Origin of the sequence: Paenibacillus sp. FSL H7-0323 (genome assembly GCF_038002725.1) — a bacterium.
GTDB lineage: Bacteria > Bacillota > Bacilli > Paenibacillales > Paenibacillaceae > Paenibacillus_AQ > Paenibacillus_AQ odorifer.
On the sequence record NZ_JBBODB010000001.1, the window covers coordinates 3,936,019 to 3,957,449 of the forward strand.

At 42.9% G+C, this 21,431-nt stretch carries 13 protein-coding genes; 4 read left to right on the forward strand and 9 right to left on the reverse strand.

Features of this window, described 5'->3' with window-relative positions:
• Positions 1–355: 355 nt before the first annotated feature.
• On the forward strand, positions 356–1,240 hold the full coding sequence (locus MHH89_RS17780) for a carbohydrate ABC transporter permease (protein ID WP_076130456.1): 885 nt from the start codon (positions 356–358) through the stop codon (positions 1,238–1,240).
• A 64-nt stretch (positions 1,241–1,304) separates the two neighbouring features.
• Here the strand turns inward: MHH89_RS17780 and MHH89_RS17785 are convergent, their stop codons facing one another.
• The 8 genes from MHH89_RS17785 to MHH89_RS17820 all read right to left on the reverse strand — a co-directional run bounded on the left by MHH89_RS17785 (position 1,305) and on the right by MHH89_RS17820 (position 16,961).
• On the reverse strand, positions 1,305–3,551 hold the full coding sequence (locus MHH89_RS17785; protein ID WP_076130455.1) for an AraC family transcriptional regulator: 2,247 nt from the start codon (positions 3,549–3,551) through the stop codon (positions 1,305–1,307).
• A gap of 198 nt (positions 3,552–3,749) precedes the next feature.
• Positions 3,750–6,419, reverse strand: coding sequence for a copper amine oxidase N-terminal domain-containing protein (locus tag MHH89_RS17790; RefSeq protein WP_076281966.1), 2,670 nt, complete (start codon positions 6,417–6,419; stop codon positions 3,750–3,752).
• 179 nt (positions 6,420–6,598) lie between these two features.
• Positions 6,599–8,671, reverse strand: coding sequence for a peptidoglycan D,D-transpeptidase FtsI family protein (locus MHH89_RS17795; RefSeq protein WP_340033663.1), 2,073 nt, complete (start codon positions 8,669–8,671; stop codon positions 6,599–6,601).
• Between the two features lie 545 nt (positions 8,672–9,216).
• Positions 9,217–11,274, reverse strand: a complete 2,058-nt coding sequence (locus MHH89_RS17800; protein WP_076307012.1) for an iron ABC transporter permease — start codon at positions 11,272–11,274, stop codon at positions 9,217–9,219.
• A gap of 8 nt (positions 11,275–11,282) precedes the next feature.
• Complete coding sequence (locus MHH89_RS17805; protein WP_076130322.1) at positions 11,283–12,305, reverse strand: ABC transporter substrate-binding protein; 1,023 nt, start codon at positions 12,303–12,305, stop codon at positions 11,283–11,285.
• A 149-nt stretch (positions 12,306–12,454) separates the two neighbouring features.
• Positions 12,455–13,294, reverse strand: coding sequence for a BglG family transcription antiterminator LicT (licT, locus tag MHH89_RS17810; RefSeq protein WP_341087750.1), 840 nt, complete (start codon positions 13,292–13,294; stop codon positions 12,455–12,457).
• 129 nt (positions 13,295–13,423) lie between these two features.
• The gene (locus MHH89_RS17815; protein ID WP_341087752.1) at positions 13,424–15,268 is read right to left on the reverse strand and encodes a beta-glucoside-specific PTS transporter subunit IIABC; all 1,845 of its coding nucleotides are present in this window, start codon (positions 15,266–15,268) and stop codon (positions 13,424–13,426) included.
• 280 nt (positions 15,269–15,548) lie between these two features.
• Positions 15,549–16,961, reverse strand: coding sequence for a glycoside hydrolase family 1 protein (locus tag MHH89_RS17820; protein WP_076220000.1), 1,413 nt, complete (start codon positions 16,959–16,961; stop codon positions 15,549–15,551).
• A gap of 112 nt (positions 16,962–17,073) precedes the next feature.
• Between MHH89_RS17820 and MHH89_RS17825 the strand changes: the two genes are divergently transcribed.
• Together MHH89_RS17825 and MHH89_RS17830 are read left to right on the forward strand one after the other, a co-directional pair.
• On the forward strand, positions 17,074–18,042 hold the full coding sequence (locus tag MHH89_RS17825; protein WP_341087753.1) for a LacI family DNA-binding transcriptional regulator: 969 nt from the start codon (positions 17,074–17,076) through the stop codon (positions 18,040–18,042).
• 89 nt (positions 18,043–18,131) lie between these two features.
• On the forward strand, positions 18,132–18,725 hold the full coding sequence (locus tag MHH89_RS17830) for a YdeI/OmpD-associated family protein (RefSeq protein WP_076098816.1): 594 nt from the start codon (positions 18,132–18,134) through the stop codon (positions 18,723–18,725).
• Between the two features lie 20 nt (positions 18,726–18,745).
• Here the strand turns inward: MHH89_RS17830 and MHH89_RS17835 are convergent, their stop codons facing one another.
• Complete coding sequence (locus MHH89_RS17835) at positions 18,746–19,657, reverse strand: LysR family transcriptional regulator (protein WP_341087755.1); 912 nt, start codon at positions 19,655–19,657, stop codon at positions 18,746–18,748.
• A 135-nt stretch (positions 19,658–19,792) separates the two neighbouring features.
• Here MHH89_RS17835 and MHH89_RS17840 point away from each other — a divergent pair, with 135 nt between their 5' ends.
• Positions 19,793–21,406 (forward strand): carboxylesterase family protein, encoded by a 1,614-nt coding sequence (locus tag MHH89_RS17840; RefSeq protein ID WP_341087758.1) that lies wholly within the window; start codon positions 19,793–19,795, stop codon positions 21,404–21,406.
• Positions 21,407–21,431: the final 25 nt, after the last annotated feature.

A 21,431-nucleotide genomic window follows, 5' to 3' on the forward strand; every position in this document is an offset into this window, starting at 1 on the left:
CTCAGCCAGCTAGGCCCCGTTCGCTTTTTTCTTACTGGATTAACTTTCGTGTTCAGCATGGTGACGTTTGCCTCTTTCACCTGATCGGCCTCCTTGATCGCGTTTCTTTACGATTCCCAGATTACGATCATTCGTCCATTACGTATATAATCATCAGATACTGATACTCCAAGAACCCTACAGCTATAAGGTTTTCCAGGCCCGTGCATCTTATAGTGATTACTACAATACATAAAGATCATCTATGCCTTATCACGCTTTTTCCTCCCAAAACAAAGCCCAAGCTAATGATTATATACGGAATAACAGACCCCTGTTAAAGTTTCAATGAAACGATTACAAGGAGGATATCTGCATGTCGCAATCATCTTTTAAAAAAGAAAATATGGGTAGCCGGCTGTTTACTATTGTAAATACCACACTGCTTACACTCATTGCCCTAGCCTGTCTTTTACCCTTTGTCAATGTGTTTGCCAGTTCCTTTGCTTCAACACAGGAGGTAGTAGAAAAAAGCTTCATCCTGTTCCCGACGACATTCTCTTTGGATGCTTACCGTTATATACTGTCAACGCCTACTATCTTTAAAGGGCTTGGCGTATCCATCGGTGTAACCTTAGTGGGTACAGTTGTCAGTATGGTTCTTACCTCTTTAATGGCTTATGGATTATCTAGAAAATATCTATACGGAAGAGATTTCATCAATTTCGTAATCGTGTTCTCCATGCTCTTCAGCGGGGGAATGATCCCTACTTTCCTGGTAGTTAAATATTTCGGATTAATCGATTCCTACTGGTCCATGATCATGCCTGTTGCGATCAATGCTTTTAACCTGATCATTATGCGTAACTTCTTCCAGGCGCTGCCGGAAGGGCTAGAGGAATCAGCCAAGATTGACGGCTCTAATGATTTTGGTGTATTTTTCAAAATCATGCTTCCGCTGGCGATGCCATCTATCGCGACCCTCTCCTTGTTCTACGGGGTAGCTTACTGGAACACTTATATGAGTGCAATTTTATATATGACAGACTCCACTAAGTGGCCTATTCAAGTCCTGCTGCGCCAAATTGTTATCGTCGCCAGCGGGATGCAGGGAGATAATGCTTCTGTTGATATTATCCCACCTGCTCAAACCATCAAAATGGCGGTTATCGTAGTCGCAACCGTTCCAATGCTGCTCGCCTATCCTTTCGTACAAAAACACTTCACCAAAGGAGCCCTGCTGGGTTCTGTAAAAGGCTAAAACATTGCAGCTGCACAAACAGCCAGCCCCGGTCTCCCGGGGCTGGCTGTTTGTGTTCAGCGCCTTACTTCTCCTGTTTCTGGGTTCGGTATGCACCTGGTGTTACATGTTCTTTTTTACGGAAGGATCGAATAAAGTTCTGCGGATTATGGTACTGCAGCCTTTCAGCAATCTCTTTAATGGTCATATCCGTTTCCACCAGCCACTTCTTAGCCATTTCCAGACGATAGTTCATTAGATACTCGCTAAACGTCATCCCGTACTCTTTTTTGAAAATACTGCTTAAATAGTTCGGACTGTAATGGAGGCGATCACCAATTAATTCTAGCGTTAAGTCCTGATCAAATTCCGAGCGGACAATCACCGCAATTTTATCGGATAAGAGGCGGAACTGACGGTCTGTCTTCTCCTTAACGCTGGTCACCATCGGATGGATAACTTCTTTGACCAAAATGCGTTCGATCTCTTCCGGATTACGGATGTCTAACAATCGGTGATACAACGTAGAATTGTCCTCTGTCAGCAGAACCTCTACACCCAGCAGCTGCTCCAGCTGAATCAGATTGTTGACGAAACGTATTAATGTGACTTCGAAATTCAAAGGGTTCTTACTGTGCTTCATCATTTCCCCGAGTAATGGATACAGAGAACAGGAGACTTGTTCTTCATCTCCAATCCGAATCGCGTCAAATAACTGGGACTCAAACTCAGACGGATAATGCAGTAGAACTGGACCCGAGATCACCTTCGATATATCCTCATAGAAGATGATAGACTCTTTGCCCAGATTTAAACGATGATGCAGCGCCTGCTTACTCATCTCGCAAGCTTCCCTACTAAACAATAAATTATCATAAAAATTGCTGATTCCAACGCTAATGGATAGTTTCAAGATTTCTCTAGCTGTTCGAATAATTGTCTTGGCATAGTCCAGTGCTATTCTCCGGTTCTCCTGTTCATTCGCTCCCTCAAAGATCAGGATAGTCGCTTGTGTACGGTCATTTAATAAGATAGGAATCATCCGCCTCTCCTGCGGAATCAGCTCTTCCACCAGTTTGTTAACCGCTACGAGCAGAAGATCCTTATCACTAGCCTGCCGTTCCCCATAGTTATCCAGCTGTATTAGCAGCGTTGCGTACACCGAATTCTGTGACAGCTCATAACCGAAACGAGGCAAACCCAGATTAAGCTCTTCTTGGGATATCCGGCTACGAAACAGATTTAGAATAAACTGAGTTTCCAACTTAGGCATCTCAGACTCAATCAGACCCTCTAGACTTTCTTTCTCCGATAAGATGGTATCAATCGAATTAATAATCCAGTCTACCTCATTCTTAGGCTCTAGCTCCGCATTGGCAGGCAATAATCGGCGCTGAATCTGCCGGAATGGCTTGGTGAAATACAAAGAGATCACATAAGCGACTACCGCAATCAACAACGTAATAAGCAGTACCATCATCACAATCCCGAATCGGGTTGTCTTTAGTGCATCAGAAATTTCTGATTTATCCAAAATAGTTACGTAAATCCAATTATTATAAGAAGATTTAGCATAAATAGCTTTTATCGATTGGTGATCAGCCCGCTCCATGGCAATCGTCCCCAATTGCCCCCCGCCTCCGGCAACATTAGTGATATGGCTAAGTTGATTATTAGTCAGCAGGGACTTTCCAGTTTCCGACTCATATAAAAGCTCACCCTCCCGGTTAAGAATAAACACCGGTGTGTTTCCTTCGGTCTGAAGGGTGCTCTGCAAGGTCTGAAGGGATATATCAGATAAGGCAATCGCCTGTTTGGTCTGTGAGAATACCGGCAGGGTATTTACAAAGCGGATACCCTTATCCGTCTTAACCCAAAACAACCCCCGGCTACGGTTATTAATATAGCTCTCATAAAGTGTCCTGCTCTCTTCTTCCGTTAAATGTGAAAGCTTACCATTGGAAATCTGCCATTTCTGCTCCAAACTGATTAGAGAATAATTAACAAAATCCATCCCCATGCTGGCAATGTAGTTAAGCTGGGAATTAATCTCGCGATACTTCTCAAAATCCTGCTCTGTGATCGGATTTTGCACGACCTCCCTGAAGGAACTGGTGGTACTGTAAGTATTAAAAGCGTATTCAATGGTCTGAATTTTCTGTTCCAGGGTGTTTTTAATTTGAGTAATTAAACTCTGTTTATCATCCGCTACTCTTTCATTTACCGAATTAATCGTCGTCAGATAAATATAGCCACCGAAGCTAATAACCAGGCCAATTCCCAGCACCAGAATAGGAACAAAAATCTTGTAGAATATCCTGCCTCTTTTCATGATAGACTCCTTAAGCATGTAATTATTTTCAATTATAGCGCTTCCAATAGGTTAAACCAAATGTTTTAAATGTGTATAATCGCAACCCTATTTTTATAAAAAATAGAAAACAAAAAAACAAGGCAAAAAGCGCTTCATCAAGCCCAGTGCTCAATGAAGGTTTTTTGCCTTATATTATAATGATTTTATTCCCTATCCTTATATTTCAATCTCTTCCGTTGAATCCGAAAGACCACCACTCTGCACGCCATTATTATTGGCTACCGCAAGAACATATACTTTATATTTAACACCCTTAACAATTAATGCACCATTAACATCTCTTCTCGAGGCTACAATTGTAGGATTCGTTCCGTTAGGCGTTATCGACGTATAATACGAGGATTTCACCTCAATTGCTTCCGCTGAACCAAAACCTTGTTTGGACGGAACCACCAGAATTCGATATTCCGAAATGTTAGACTCGTTAGAGGAACGGTTGAAACTTACTAGTATTTTACCCTCATCCACACTGTACGTTACATTGGTGACAGAGGTTACCGGCAGCTTAGTGGATAAAGTTATGGCATTCGACTCTGAGGACAACACATTAGTGCCTGAGTACTTGCCGCTGCCAATCGTTAACACATACACTCTGTAACTGATTCCACTCTTTATTAAATTTCCGTTTACGTCTCTGGCTGAAGAATCCAAGACTTGACTGGTGTTATTTCCTGAAGTGCCTACCGCTGTGTAATTGGAGCTAGAAACCGCATTTGCCTGGGTTAAACTAAAGCTGCTGTAATAGGAAGTAGGTACAATCAGGATTCGATACTGGCTAATGTACGTTTCATCTGTGGCATGGTTAAAGGATACTTTTAAATCCCTGCCGTCTTCGTAATCATTAACGTCCCTTACATCCAAGCTCGAAATAGGAGCCAATTTGTAATCTACATTCAACGTAATTAAAGGTGAACCAGAAGAAAGAACATTGCTGCCCGAGTAATTCCCGCTTCCGACGGTTAAAACATATACTCTGTAATTGATTCCACTCTTTATCAGGTTACCGCGCACGTCCCTTGATGACGAGGTTAACACTTGATTGGTGCTGGATCCTGTTGTGCTCACTGCTGTGTAGTTGGAACTGTACACATTATTGGCGTCAGATAAACTGAAGCTGCTGTAATAGGAAGTAGGTACAACCAGGATGCGATACTGGCTAATATACGTTTCATTCGTAGCGTGGTCAAAGGATACTCTTAAATCACGGCCATCATCATAGTCATTTACGTCGCTTACATCCAAATTGTAGACAGCACTCACATTGTAGTCAACAGCCAACGTAATTAATGTTGACTCCGTTGAGAGAATGTTGGTGCCCAAATTCTTCCCGCTTCCAATCGTTAACACATACACTCTGTAAGGTGTTCCATTCTTAATCAAATTACCACGCACGTCTCTTGCTGACGAGGCTAACACTTGACTGGTGCTAGATCCTGTTGTGCTCACCGTTGTGTAATAAGAGCTGGAGACATTATTCGCCTCAGATAAACTAAAGTTGTTGGAATAAGCTGTAGGCACAACTAGAATTCGGTACTGGCTAATATACGTTTCATCTGTAGCGTGGTTAAAGGATACTTTTAAATCACGGCCATCTCCAAAGTCACTAACGTCGCTTACACTTAAATTAGAGACATTGACCGAGGACAGCGTAATCGCAGATGAAGCAGCAGACAATAAATTATTGGCTGTATTACTGCCACTATCTACACCCATAACAAACACACGGTAACCAACTCCCGTCTTAATGAGGGCTCCATCCACATCCCTCGCTCCTGACGATAGGATCTGAGTGATATTGGAGCCTGTTTTGTTGACCTGTGTGTAATTTGAACTGCTAACAGCATTTGCTGCCGCCAAATTAAAAGAAGAATAATTAGTAGCTTTGACTACAAATATCCGGTAAGAACTCACCTTGGATTCATCCGATACCTTATTAAAACTTACGGCTAAATCGCGGCCATCACTATAATCGCTCACATCACTTACTTGTACATTACTTGGAGCAACGACTACAGTATTAGTATTAAGCGATATAGTCGAAGAACTATACGAGAGAGCGCTGGTATTATTGCCTTTGCCCACTGCGAAAACATAAGCTACATAGGTTTGATTACCTTTAATGAGGTCACCATCCACATCCCTTGAATTTGCGGTCATTCTAATCGTAGGATTAGTGCCTGTAGCTAAAACAGTAGAATAATTGGCGGATGTAACCTTTTGTGCAGATGAGATATTAAAAGTGCTCCAAGCCTTTACAATCATTACCCGGTAATGATCCACAAGAGCTTCATTAGAAGATTGGGTGAAGCTGACCTGGAGATCACGGCCGTCACCGTTATCACTTACATCCTTTAACTGCACATTCGATGCCGGATTTACAGTTCCAGTTTTACCGCCGGAAGTCGTTATGGTCACTACTTTGGTGCTCGGATTCCAACCCACATCATGACCCAATGACTCACTTACAAACCGTGTAGGAACCATCGTTCTTCCTTTCAAATTCTGTCCCGGCACATCTAGAGTTACAGCTTTATTGTTAATCGTGGCTGTCTTTGAGCCAATCTTTAACATAATCGTTGTATCATCTTTAGTTGCAGTTACAGTTTGTGTTTTCTGATTCCACTTGATGGTGGCATTAAAGGCTTCAAAGATTGCCCGTAGGGGTACCATCGTCCGTCCATTTACCATCACCGGTGCTTGATCTGTGGACAATCGAACCCCGTCAATAAAAATACTGATGGGCGCAGTAGCAGCTTTCACTGAAGATTGAAACATCATCGGCAAAACTAATAAGCCCACTAAAATAGAAATCCATAACTTCTTCACAGATTCACCCTCCTGGAATGACGAATACATTTTTTTCCTAACCTTTTGACGCTCCCACTAGGATAAAAGTTTCACGCTTTATGGTTACAATATTTTAATCTGGAACCCGTTCCTTCGATCCGCCACAAACCGCTCTGTAAAAAGAAAAAGAAAGCGCAGTGTGCGCTCTCTCCTTTGTGTTATTCGCTGATACTTTTATCCACATTTTTCTTCGGAATTCCATCCAATCCGTACTCCCAATCATAAGCATCAAAAATTTTTCTCGCTACAGGTGCTGCACTGCTAGATCCAAATCCGCCTTCAGGAATAACTACAGCTACAGCAAGTTTTGGATTTTCACGTGGTGCAAAAGCTATAAATACTCCGTTATCACGGTTTATGTTTTTACTATCCGTCTGTTGTGAAGTTCCTGTTTTACGCGCAAAATCATAGGGGAAATCTCCGAAGGCACTTTTAACGTCACTGTTCATCCCTTTCTTTATCTCCCGCCAATAGGATTTATCGAAAGTAGTCACTTCATCAAGCACTTCCCGTTTGAATTCTTTGATAACTTTACCTTTGGAGTCCGTGATCTTGCTTACTAGCTGTGGTTTGATTCGTTGCCCTTCATTGGCTAGTGTAGCCGCATATTGCGCCAACTGAAGAACGGTATAACGTCCCTGCTGCCCAAAAGAAGCATAAACAAGTGCCGACTGAACTGAACCCGCTTTAGCTTCAGCTTTATAATTCAGATCACCCAAGTATTCCCTTGGTAAACCTATCCCTGTTGGAACACCTAGACCGAATTCTTTCATATATGTGTCCCATACCCCAATGCCCTTAGACTTGTATTTGTCATACAATTTTTTCCCGATCATATCAACCATATATACGTTTGAAGATTTTTCAATGGCTGTATAAGGATACAAAGAGCCGTAAACATGATTGGATGAGTTCCTTACATTAGTCTCATGTCCTTCCCTACCAAATGAGGTGATCCCCTTATCTTGGTAAGTAGAAGAAGTACTTATAAAGCCCTCTTTTAAGCCAATTAACACACTCAATGGTTTTATGGTCGAACCAAGTAGCACGGTGGATTCAAAATTATGCCCTGATCTTCCCGATGAGTATGGAGTTATCGTTCCATTTTGGTAATGCTTTTCAATTTTTTTATACACCTCTGGAGAGATCGAACCCGTAGCCCAGCTGTTGGTATCATAGTCAGGCATACTTGCCATTGCAATAATATTACCTGTATCCACTTCCATGGCTACAGCGTAACCTGTTAAAGCATCAGGATGTGTTTCTCCCTGAACGGTGTGTGAATGCAACCACTGAATCTGATCTTTAATGGCTTCTTCGGTCTTCAGCTGAATTTTTTTATTAAGGTTCGTCCAGATAGTGCTTCCTTTGACCGGGGGTTCAATACTCACAATTTTTTCTGCCATATTCTGCGGATCTACAGAAACTTCCTTATAACCATTCTGTCCCCGAAGCTCCTTCTGGTATTGCAGCTCCAAGCCATCAAAGCCTACTAGCTCATCCTCTTTATAGTTAAGTCCAGGGTGCTGATTATTTTTCATCGCCTGAAGTACATCCTTATAAAGATCTAAACTAGTAGAGGATTTGAAAAATTTCACGTAGCCAACAGCTTGTACAGCCACCGTATCGGTATCATAATGCCTGCTGCTTTCCTCTATCACTTCAAGGTTTGGATATTCGTTTTTGTGTTCTAAAAAATAAGCGATTTCTTTCTTAGTTAAACCTGATTTAATTCTTCGCGCTACATAACCAGAGAGTTTTTTTGAATATAAATCCATAGACTCAAGGATCTCTTCTGTGGTTAGTTTTTTCTCATTAGAATCACCATAAGTTTCGAAGGCTTCTGCTAACTTGCTGGCGAGCGCCTTTGATTTATTATTTGCCTCAGCAGTTAAGGTAACTTTTTTCGTAGTTTTATCTGTTTTTGTTGCGGTATATTCCTTATCCAAAGTAAGGTACAAAGATTGAACGGGCGTTGAGTATGCCAATTTCTCACCATCAGCAGCGAGGATATTCCCTCTCAATGCCGATAATGCCACTATTTTCGTATCCCGATTAGCCTCAGCTTCAGATAACGTAGGTCCTTCGACAAATTGCAAGACCGCAAGGCGTAGGATAATCACACAAAAAATAATAAAAGTGCTAAAGAAAAAAATGTTGATTCTTAATTCGCCAGAGTTGTTAATAGTTTTGCTGTCGTCTTGTACACCTTTTCTGTCGAAGAGCCTCACATAATCCCACTCCTTATTTCCAAAATTCTACAGCATAAGATTAAAGTATAAACTAGCAAATGGAAATATACAAAATTAAGAATAATAGTTAAATAATTGTTCACAAATCGATAATATCCAATTAAAAAAGCAGCTTTCCCCGGTATGGGAGAATCGCTGCTTTTTGTTTATGGGCGTTGGTGGCCTGCACCAATAAATTGTCATCATTCGTTGAGGCCTACGGACTCAGATGACGTTATATGCCCATTTTTAGCCTTTGGAGCTTGGTTTCGGACTCCAATGACGTTATTTCATAGGAAGAAGGGCAAATCGGGTGCTTTTCATGCCAATAGCGACTATGCGGTCCGTTGTCACTTCAAATGCGAAATAAAGCTGCGTTTAAGGTCATCTGTGTCCGATAGCTGTAGCGTAAGGAAGGGGAATTTTAAACAGATGAAACGATGTTTGAGGCGTTCTTGATGGAGCAAGCTCTAATTAATCAGGGGGTGCCCAGCAGCCATTTTACGGCTGATGGGGCACCCCCTGATTTTTTCTTATAACAAAATCTACACTTTTCTAACCTGTGACCGGTACATTAGAAACAAGAAATACGGAGCCCCAATCAGCATAATAATAAGGCCTGAAGGGATTTCTTTCGGCGCCATTATGGTTCTTCCGAGCGTATCGGCAATGACGAGCATCAAGCCGCCAAGTAATCCTGACAAAACAATCGAGCGTCTCGTATGATGACCAATCATCATCCGCACCGCATGCGGCGCCATGAGTCCGAGAAAGCCAATTGTTCCCACACTTGCAACGGCTCCCGCTGCAAGCAAAACGCCGATAATCATAGCCCAAAGCCGCGTTCCTCGAACCGGCAAGCCCAATCCTGTTGAACTCTCGTCACCAAATGCCAACAAATCGCATTTTCGGCCCAAATAGTATGCAATCGGAACAAGTACAAGCAGGAATACAAATAGGATGTAAAATTGATTCCAGCTTCGTCCATAAGTCGAACCCGTTAACCAAATTAAGGAGCTACTGCTCCATAAACTTCCTTTGACGATCATGACCTGGATTCCGGCAGAGGCAATTGCAGAGACTGCGATTCCAAGCAAGATCAGAACCGATGGATTCAAGGACCTGCGCCAGGCCATAAAAAAGACAAAAGCTGCAGCCAGTGCCCCACCCACGATTGCGGCAAGCGGAACTGCAAATACCGTCAATGCTGGCCAAACGGTCATTACGGCCAAAGCACCAAAGCCAGCCCCTGAGGTCACACCAATAATAGAAGCATCTGCCAGTGGATTTCGAACAGCACTTTGAATCAGTACACCACTGATTGCAAGTGCGATCCCTCCTGCAGCCGCTACGAGTGTACGGGGAAGCCGTAAATTCAGCAGGACGGAATAGGATTGATCCCCCCTATGGAACAGACTGCTCAGCAATTCGCTGATCGGTATTTTTGTTCCCCCAAACGATAAGCTTACGAGGATAATAGCAATCAGCAGCACAGTCATAACTATAGCCGTCGGCACAAAGCGCAGACGCAGTCCCGCCCCACCGATACTCATCGATGATTGGCCAGCGCCTGAGCCCGATATATTTTTCATCTTGGTGAGTACCAGCCAAATGAGCCACGGGGCTCCAATAATCGCCATAACTGCACCAACAGGCATTTCACCCACACTGCTTCGCACTACACGCGCTAGCGTATCCGCTGCCGTGATGAGCAAGGCTCCCCACAACGCGCTTGCAGGAATGAGCAGGCGATGCTTGCGAATTCCACTAAGCCGGACAAGATGGGGAGCCACTAAGCCGACGAAGCCAATCGGGCCGACCACGCTGACTACAACCGCAGCCATTAATACCGATAGGCCAAGCCCCGTCGCCCGAATTAACCCTACTCGCTGTCCAAGTGAACGGGCCGTTGACTCATCGAGCTCCAGCGCATCAAATTGTCTGCCGGCAAATATCGCTGCCAATAGCAGCACTACGACAAAAGGCCAGGCATATATAACACCGTCCCAATCCAACTGGATTAGGGAACCTGAACCCCATAAAAACAGATTTTGTGTTTCTGTTCTTTTAAAAATATGTATGGCCGATGTAAACGCTCCGAGCACCATGGAGACGATCATACCTGACAAAGCCAGCCGAACAGGTGTGGCCGCCTTGCCTCCACTCAATAAATAAGCGGCTAAAGCAGCAAGCAGTCCCCCTGCAACTGCCAACAAAAATGGAAACTCATGCTGCAAAGCAGGAAAAGCTACCATACCAAGCACGACCATAAAGTATGCCCCGGCATTAATCCCAAGTGTATCTGAGGAAGCAAGCGGGTTCTTCGTTATAGTTTGCAATAATGCCCCAGCCACAGCCAGAGCAGCCCCGGCCAGCAGACCAATAACTGTACGTGGCATGCGGATATCCCAGAGCAGATTATGTTCCATTATATCTTGGCGATTCAGCAAGCCATCTATTACAGTAGCTGCAGGGATCTTGGCTTCCCCAAAGCCCAAACTTAAAACGAACAGAATGAAGAGGACGGCAAAGCCGCCCCCAAATATTCCAATGATCCGCCAGTTCATGCCGATAGAGGCTTCTTTGCTACTCTTTTCGTTCATAACCGCACTCATTTCGTTAATGTATTTACAACTTCATCCACGATAACTTTGGAGGAGATCGGACCGCCGAACACCCAAGTAGTACTGCTCAATCCGAAGGTGCGATTCTCTTTCACAAAGTTAAGGCCATTCCAAACGGAATTATCCTTCAGTTCTTTCGTGAAAATATTATCATCCTCTTGGACGATATAGATCAGATTTGTATCCTGAACCGCAGGCAATGCTTCAACTGTAGAGGTGCTGAATCCGTAAACTTCGAAATTTTCAGGTTTCCAGTCGTTTTTCAGACCGATCCGATCCAAAGTTTGTACCGCAAGTGAATTATCTGTAAAAAGACGCATCGTTGCTGCATTCTGGTAGCTGTATGCTTGTGTCAGTACATAGTTCAAGCCTTCTTTGCCTGCATCAGCCAGCTTTGCTTTTGCATCTGCATAATGTGCATCCAAATCAGCAAGAACCTTATCGGCTTCTGCTGTTTTACCTACTGCCGCTGCAATTGTTTTGAAAGTATCTTCCATCAGTGTGTACTGATTACCTTCTCCTTCATTCGGATACAAGCCGAAAATCAATGTTGGAGCGATACTTTTAAGTTGATCATAGATTCCTTCATGCCCACCCGTATTGGCAATAATCAGATCAGGCTTTAATGAAGCAATTGTCTCCAGATCTGGCTCGTCACGGGAACCAACATCAGTCACGTTTGCATCAAGTGGTGCTTCAGAAGTCACATACAGCTTATAGTTTTCGTTATCTGCGTTACCTACTGGCTGCACTCCCAGTGCAATAACATCCTCCGTAAAGGTCCATTCCAATACCACAACTCTTTGCGCAGGTTTGTCCAGCGTAATCTCACCTTTAGAATCCTTTAAAACAATAGGACCGCTTGTAGATTCACTGCCCGCGTTTTCAGCAGCTGGTTTATCAGTTGCTCCCGCGTTCGATGTTGAATTGTTCTTTTGGTTAGTACCACAGCCTGATACGACCAATATAATAGCAATAACCATAAATAAACTAATTAACCTTTTGTGCATTTGCTTTATCCCCCTGGATTCAACGTTCGAAGTTGATTCCATGATAACCGTTATCAATCTATTGATAATGATTATCACAGAAAACATATTAGTAATCTTATACGCGATTCTCCCGAAAGTCAAAGTTAAAATTTAAGGCTTAACCGTCCCTACTCCATGATCTGGTTTGTAATTCTTTCAATGTGTATGGTCAGATACAGCATTTCATCATTTGTTAACTCCCGATTATATGTTTTATCAATATAGATTTTAATTTTCTCGACGCTTGCGAAAGCTTCCTTATACTGCTGCTTTACCAAAATAAATAAGCCATTCTCATTATCAGGAGGTGGAGTACCGTTGATGAGACGTTGTGCAAAAAATTTCAAATGAGTGATAAAACGGTAATAAGCAAGGGACTCCTCATCGTACTCTAGCCTGAAATGGCGCTTCACGATATTTAGGATGTCGTTCATGATCTTGGTGATATTCACCATGTTAGGCATCTCTTCATTTAGTTCTGCATTCACCAGATGGAGCGCAATATGTCCGGCCTCATCTTCGGGAAGTCTGACTCCGAGCTTGGAATGTATAATTTGAAGCGCAGCTTTCCCAACCTCATATTCTTCTTTATAGAATTTTTTGATTTCCCAAAGCATGGCGTTTTTAATCTTCATCCCTTTTGAGAATCTCTCCAGCGCAAAACTGATATGATCTGTCAGACTAACATAAATACTGTCATCCAGCATTTTACCGAGCTGCAGTTTGGCGAAGTTAATAATCTCTTCTGAGAGCTCCATGTGCTCGATTGGAATCTCGGAAAGCAGCGTTTTTAGCTTATCTGAAAGTTTTTGATTACTTAAAGTGAATATCTTTTCAATTTTATCTTTTTCTAAAAAGTCTCCACGTTTTTTCTTAAAGGCCAGTCCTCTTCCCATAACTACTAGTTCAAAATTTTGGTCATCTATGACAGTAACAACATTGTTGTTTAACACTTTTTCGATCCGCATATTACAGCTCCTTACCTTTTCATTTTACGAAGCTAGCACTTTTTTATAGTATTCTATAATAAAAAATCGATCTCTAAGTAGCAGTACTAAGAGATCGATTCCATTCATACCTTATGACTCTTCAATAGATCACACTACAACAGTCAGCAAATCTTCACCCGGTGTAATAACTGTTTTATTGTTACCAATCACATCACTATAATTAGCCGTATTGGTAATAATTATCGGTGTTGTGCATTGATAACCTTCATTTTTTATTTGTTCAAAATCAAACTCAATCAATAGATCACCCTGTTTAACGGTTGCTCCTTCTTGCACCTTCACATCAAAGTATTTACCTTTTAGCTTCACGGTTTCTATACCGATATGAATCAAGACCTCAACACCCTCATCCGATACTACCGCAATACAATGACCTGTTCTGAAAATAGTGGATACAACTCCACTTACCGGTGAATAAAGCTTACCTTCTGTGGGTTCAATTGCAATCCCCTTGCCCATTGCTTCAGAAGCAAAGGCAGCATCATCTACTGAGGTTAACGGGATTACGTTACCAGCCAGAGGGCTTACAACGGTTGAACTTTTAACGGCGTGAGGGAGGATAACCCCGCTTTTTTCAGTATTCGTTTTTTCTTCTACAATATTCACTTTCTTTTTATCTTCATAACCAAATACCATGGTAATTACCATAGCCAATACAATGGTCACACCTGCTATAATCGCTTGAACGACCAGCGGAGAGAATGCGGGAAGACTTAATACGCTCACAAATGCGAAGACTTCCATCTTCACTTTGAAAAGACCACTAAGTGCTCCACCTACACCGCCGGCAATGGTTACATAAATGAAAGTTCGTTTGTAACGAGTCAGCAAACCGTAAATAATAGGTTCAGTTACACCGGAAAGCGCGCCTGGTATAAATGTACTGCCGGCCAATGTTTTCAACTGTTTGTCCTTTGTTTTCAGGAAGATACCCAACGCTACACCCAGCTGCGCGAAGATGGCCATGCCGGCCATTGCATATATTGGATCTCCACCCTTAGCAATGTTCTCAAGAATAATTGGCACAAGTCCCCAGTGCAATCCGAGTACAGTCAAATACGTCCAAGCTATTCCCACAATTGCCCCTGTAACAATACCGCTTTTCGTACTGAGGAACAAAATAGCGTCTCCAATTAAATTCCCTACATTCACGCCAAACGGTCCGAAAGCCAAAATAGTTAACGGAACAATGACAATCAAACATAGCATAGGGACCAAGAACATCTGCAAATCCTTGTGTATAAACTTTCTTAGCTGCTTATCCAATAAAGCGTATATACAGATGGCGATAAAAATCGGAAACACGCTTGATGAATAGTCCGAAATTACTAAAGGAATACCTAAAAAATGCGGAGATTCAACACTTGCTAATCCCGTAATATTAGGTTCAAGTAAAGCCGCACCGATACTGCCACCCACATAAGCATTCACACCCAGCCTAATCGATAACGTAATTCCTAAGAAAATGGGTAGAAAATAAAACACAGCATTACTAGCGCCGGCTAATACTTTGTAAGTTTCACTATCCGCACTTAGAACATGTAACGAAGCAAGTACGGTTAATAGCGCTTTCAACATACCCGCACCTGCTAAAGCACCAATCAGAGGCGAAAAGCTTCTAGAAATAACATCAAAAATCAGAGTCCCTATAGGTTTCTTTACCTTGTTCTCGCCAGAGTCACTGTTAGGGGATATGGATTTGGCAATTTCTTTATACACATCAGCAACATGGGTACCCACTATAACTTGAAACTGTCCCCCTTTGCTAACTACCCCAATAATCCCTTCCATTTTCCCCAAATTTTCTTTATCAGCTTTTTGCTCATCGTTAAGTGTGAATCTTAGTCGCGTGGCACAATGAATCACATTGTTAATATTTTTCTCCCCACCGACAGATTGGATAATGTCTTTACTTAGCTGTTCATAACTCATTTTTATACACCCCTCTGTAACAGATCAATTAATCACGGATATCAGGGAACACAAAAAAACCTAAATCACATCTATGTACGAGTGAGATTATCCCCGTAATCATAAATGAAACTTAGGTTTTGCCTGCTATGCAGTAGCAATCCTGATATCCGATTAATTTAATATTTACAAATTAACATGTTCAATTGATGATGTCAACAATAAACCAGGTCCTGTATAATATTGGATAACAAAAAAAGCCCTGATAGATCAAGAATATCTTGATTATCAGGACTTTTTTTTAGAACAGGCTTTGTCCGTTGGATTCAATTACTTCTTTGTACCAGTGGAAGGACTTCTTACGGTATCTCTCCAGTGTACCTGAACCATCATCATGACGATCTACATAAATGAAACCATAACGTTTCTTCAGCTCGGCGCTTGTTGCGCTAACCAAGTCGATGCAGCCCCAGCTTGTGTATCCCATAACTTCCACGCCATCAGCAATAGCTTCCGCTACTTGAACCAAATGATCTTGCAAATAATTGATCCGGTAATCATCGTTTACGATCTTCTCACCGTTCCCGTCTACAACCAGCTGATCGACGGCGCCAAGGCCATTTTCCACGATAAACAGCGGTTTTTGGTATCGGTCATAGAACATATTCATCACATAACGCAAGCCCTGCGGATCGATCTGCCAACCCCATTCGCTCGCTTCCAGATATGGATTCGGTACCCCGCCCAGCAGGTTTCCTTCTCCTCTGATCTGTTTCTCCGGATCGGCCGTTTCACATGTGCTCATATAGTAACTGAACGATATGAAATCCACGGTATGCTTCAGAATTTCCTCGTCCCCTGGCTCGAAATGAATGTGAATTCCATTTTCCTTAAAGAACCGTTTCATATAGCCTGGATAATAACCTCTGCTATGAACATCCGCAAAAAACATATTTTTGTGATCACTTTGCATCGCCTTGATCAAGTCGTCCGGATGCGGAGTGAGCGGATAAATTGGCATGCTCAGCACCATGCAGCCTATTTTGAAATCAGGATTGATCTCATGACCGATTTTTACCGCCAAAGCACTTGCAATGAACTCATGGTGAATGGCCTGATACAGATCCTGCTTACTCAATTTTTCCAATGGAGTATTGATTCCGCCACTCATAAATGGGAACTCTAGGATAGAATTGATCTCGTTAAAGGTCAGCCAGTATTTGACCTTGTTCTTGTAACGATTAAAGATCGTTCTCACATAACGCTCGTAAAATTCCACCATCTTACGGTTAACCCATCCATCATACTCTCGTGCCAAATGCAGCGGGGTCTCATAATGGGAGATCGTAACTAGCGGTTCGATGCCGTATTTATGACACTCGTCGAACAGGTCGTCGTAGAACTGCAAGCCCTGTTCATTCGGCTCCAGCTCGTCCCCTTTCGGGAAAATCCGGGACCAGGCAATAGACGTCCGGAATACTTTAAAGCCCATTTCCGCAAACAGCTTAATATCTTCTTTATATCGGTGATAGAAATCGATACCAATTAACTTCATGTTATCGTCGGTAGGAACTTCTGTAGGCGCAGACTTAATGCCATGCGGCATGACATCTTGGGTAGACCAGCCTTTGCCATCATCCTGATATGCTCCTTCAAGCTGGTTAGCGGCTACAGCCCCACCCCATAGGAATCCTTCTGGAAATTGTAAGTTCATATTTCTTCCCGCCTTTGCTATTGTGATAGTATAGGTTTACTGCTCTAATCCGAATCCTAAACCTTGGAACGCGTTACATGTCAAGGATTAATCTTGCAAAGGAGATAAGCCGATGTCCACACTTGACGAAATTGCTAAGCTGTCGGGCTTTTCCAAAGCTACGGTATCCCGAGTCCTGAACGATTCTCCCCATGTCAGCAAGGAAACTAGGGAGAAAATTCTCGCCATTATGAAAGAGACGGACTATGTTCCCAATCGGAATGCCATATCTTTATCCAAAGGCCAAACCCAGCAAATCGGCATGATTACCTTAGACCTCAACGAGCTTATTTTGTGCTTCATGAACAGCTTCGTCGAAATTTCCGGCCATTACGGATATCAGACGATTATTTATACCACTGGTGGAGATAAACAAAAGGAACTTCAGGCCTTCGAGGATCTCAAACAAAAAAGAGTCGACGCTCTGCTTATTCTGACCGCTGTTAACGATAAAAATGTCATAACTTCCTACTGCAAATACGGCCCGATTGTGTCTTGGCAACGTATGGACCATCCTGAAATACCGTCAGTTGCCATGAACCAATATGACGGATATGCACTCGCTCTAGAGCATTTGATAGAGCGGGGTTATACGCGTATCGCTAATGCTTTTGGCCGCCCAAGCAGCATAAATACCCAGAGTAGACGACTAGCTTATGAGCAAATCATGACCAAATATAATCTTCCCATCGTTGAGAAATGGTATTACTCCACGATTTATGGAATCCGTGACGGAGAGCAATTGGTGCGAACCCTAATTGGACAACCCGATCAGCCGGATGCTATTCTGTGCTCCAATGATTTGGTGGCGGTGGGCGTTCTGAGCGAAGCACGTAGACAGCAGCTGGATGTGCCCCGTGATCTAGCCATCGTTGGTTTTGATAATTCGGAGCTGTCGCAGACGCTCGGAATTACCACTGTTCGGAATCCGATTGCGGGACAGGCGGAGAACGCCTTTCTTCTGCTGGCTCCAACCCTGCTTGGACTGGATATGGAGCTGCAGCCCCTATCGTTCCAACTGATCGAACGGGAGACAACATAGGTTGCCCATTCTCAGAAGATTCCGACTGTACATTCCATAAAAAAACAGTAAAATTGTATTGAAAATTTTGATGAAGATAGGTGTTTTTTATGACAAATAATGTATTGAATCCTAGGGTTGATAAATTCTTAAGTAAAGCGAAACAATGGCGGGAAGAATATGAGCAGTTGAGAACGATCGTGCTTGATTGCGGGCTGACCGAAGATTATAAGTGGATGCATCCATGTTACACATTTGATGATAAAAACATAGTATTAATTCATGGATTTAAAGAATATTGTGCGCTTCTCTTTCACAAAGGTGCCTTGTTACAGGATCCCAATGGGATTCTAATTCAACAAACAGAAAATGTGCAGGCAGCGCGCCAAATTCGGTTTACGAATGTGCAACAAATCGTTGAAATGGAAGCTGTTCTGAAAGCCTACATTCAAAATGCCATAGAAGTTGAAAAAGCGGGTTTGGAAGTCGAATTAAAAAAGAAAGAGGATTACCTCATTCCTGAAGAGCTTCAGACCAAATTCGCTGAACTTCCTGGCTTGAAAACTGCTTTTGAAGCCTTAACGCCTGGACGGCAAAACGCATATATTTATCATTTTTCTCAAGCGAAACAATCCAAAACCCGCGTATCCCGAATTGAAAAATTCATCCCGCAAATCCTTGAGGGTAAGGGATTAAATGATTAGCGTTGCTGACAATGAGTCAATTAAGCCTTAGGGTTTATTGGCTCTTTTTTTAAATTGTCTTCTTTTAACTGCTTGTAATAATCCTCAACAAAGGCCTTGAACTTTTTAGCGACATTAGTCATGTACCGGTTGGTATACCATGAGATTTCAATGGTGCGGGTACTTATGGGTTCTTCAATGGGAAGAAGCACAACAGAGGATCCTTGAGAACCCCCCCAAGTTACAGCGGGGATAAAAGAAACCCCTAGTCCCGAACGGACTAGACTGCGTACCATCGAAGGCTCATCGCATTCATAAATGATACGCGGAGCAAATCCGGCGGCGTGACAGAGAGAATCCGTCGTTTCGCGCAGCTGCTTGCCTATTTTCAAACTGATAAAACCGTCTTTCGCGAGTTCATTCAGACGTACACTTTTACGGGTTGCGAGCCTGTGCTCATTAGGAACCGCCAGCAGGATTTCTTCCGTTAATACCGGTGTGGACACTGTTCCTGGAATCTTGAGCGGAGTAGAAGAAATACACAAATCAAAAGCCGGATAACGTGAGATCTCCTGATCCTGCTGCAATAGCTTGAATTGAGCTTCCGGGTACTTCTGACGAAATAATGTGATCATATCCGGAAGCAAATAGGAACCCGCTTGGATAAAAATCACCACAGTTCCTGTCGGTCGCTCAGACAAGTCCAATAGCTCTGTTTTCCCCTCCTCTAACGTTTGTAGGGCTAAATCAACTTTCACAAGAAACCGCTTTCCATATTCATTTAATCGAATGTATTTTCCTGTGCGATCAAACAATTTGACGTTTAATTCGCCCTCAAGATTTTTGATCATTTTACTAATAGCAGGCTGTGAGATTTGGAGTATTTCGGCTGCCAGGGTCATATTCTCAAGCTTTGCAACCGTTTGAAAGTACCGAAGCGAAAGTAAATCCAACGAAACCACCCTCTTCTATAACCTTAGAGTTATGTATTTTATATATAATAATATATTTTTCATCATCATAGCAGAACACTATAATAAAGAGAATTAAAAATACATAAGAATCTGCAGGAGAAAGGGGAACTATAAATGAGCACACGAGAACCCATGGAAGAAATTATTACAGTCTCTAGTGGTCAGCTTAAGGGCATACGTCTGCCAGCACTTGGGGCGATCGCATGGTTAGGGATTCCTTATGCGGAACCTCCCATAGATAAGCTCAGATGGAAAGCACCGCGTGAGATAGAACCTTGGACAGGTGTATTGCCTGCATGCCATTTTAATAATAGCAGTGTCCAATTCATTCAAGGGGAACCTGGCGGCAGTGAAGATTGCCTCTTTTTGAATATTTGGCGACCGGATCATGCCGAGGCAAGCTTACCCGTATTCGTCTTCCTCCACGGCGGCGGAAATATTGGGGGTTCGGGACGGGATTTTCAAGGTGGAGAATTGGCGTGTAAGACAAATAGTATAGTGGTTACAGTGAACTACCGTTTAGGAGCAATGGGATTTTTCCGGCATCCCTCACTCCGAACCGGGGACCCCTTGGATGACTCAGGAAATTACGGTCTCCTCGATGTTCTTCATGCGCTAAAGTGGCTGCACAATAACATTATTTGCTTTGGGGGAAATCCAGGGAACATAACATTAGGGGGCCAGTCTGCAGGTGCAAGAAATGCATTAGCTGCTTACCTTTCACCGCTGGGCAGAGGGCTCTTTCATAAGCTTTTTATTATGAGCGGAGGTTTAACAACGGCTGTTACGGAGCAAAGCGAAGAAAAAGCAGATGACATTTTAACAGAGTTATTAATAAAAACAGGAATGGTCAGCACTCAAGATGAGGCAAGAGTATGGATTTCCACACAATCTGCGGATAAGATTTCCGCCTTCCTATATCGTCAGAATGCCTTTCACTTTGTCGAAATCATTCGTGAGACGGGGCTTCAGATGGCTGCTTTTCCCCATTTGATCGAAGATGGCACGGTCATTCCTATTGGTGGCTTCGACAATCTAAATAACCGCGATCACCCTTCCCTGCCGATCATCCTTGGCAGCACTGCCAGCGAATTCTCCGAGTTCACTTTATGGGATACTCATTTCTTCTCCCTAGTGCAAAAGGAAGAGTTAGCCGGAAATCTGGAAGAAAAGAAGCTCTATGAAGCTGCAGTCCAATATGGGAGCGATCTGTATGCAGAATTTAATGTAGAGCAGACTACAGAGATATTATTAAGTGCAATTCCGGAGATGCCCATCTATGCTTACCGCTTCGCCTGGGGGTTAAGAGACGGAGTGATCGATCCTTATATCCGTTTTCTTATGGGTGCCCCGCATGGTGCAGACATCCCCTTCTATACAGGTGACTTTTCCGGTGTCCAGGAAAGATTTCCTGCGGATGTAATTTCCGAGCATAACGAGCCTGGGCGTAACATGCTCTCTTCCCTAATGAGGGACTATTTACGGCATTTCCTATATACCGGTAATCCTAATGCTGAGGGACAACCTGCTTGGCAACGATACACCCCTAATCCCCGGTCTGCGGAAATTCTCTGGTTAGATGCTAGCCAGGATCAAACTATTGTTCAATCCGTCTGCAAACTTGTAAAAAAAGATATCCTGTCCCAAATGGACAATGATCCCCGTTTAGCAGCAGAACAGCGCAATTGGCTAAAAAACAATTTATTTGCGGGACGTTTTTTCTGGTAAGATAAATGATTGTAGAATTCACGTA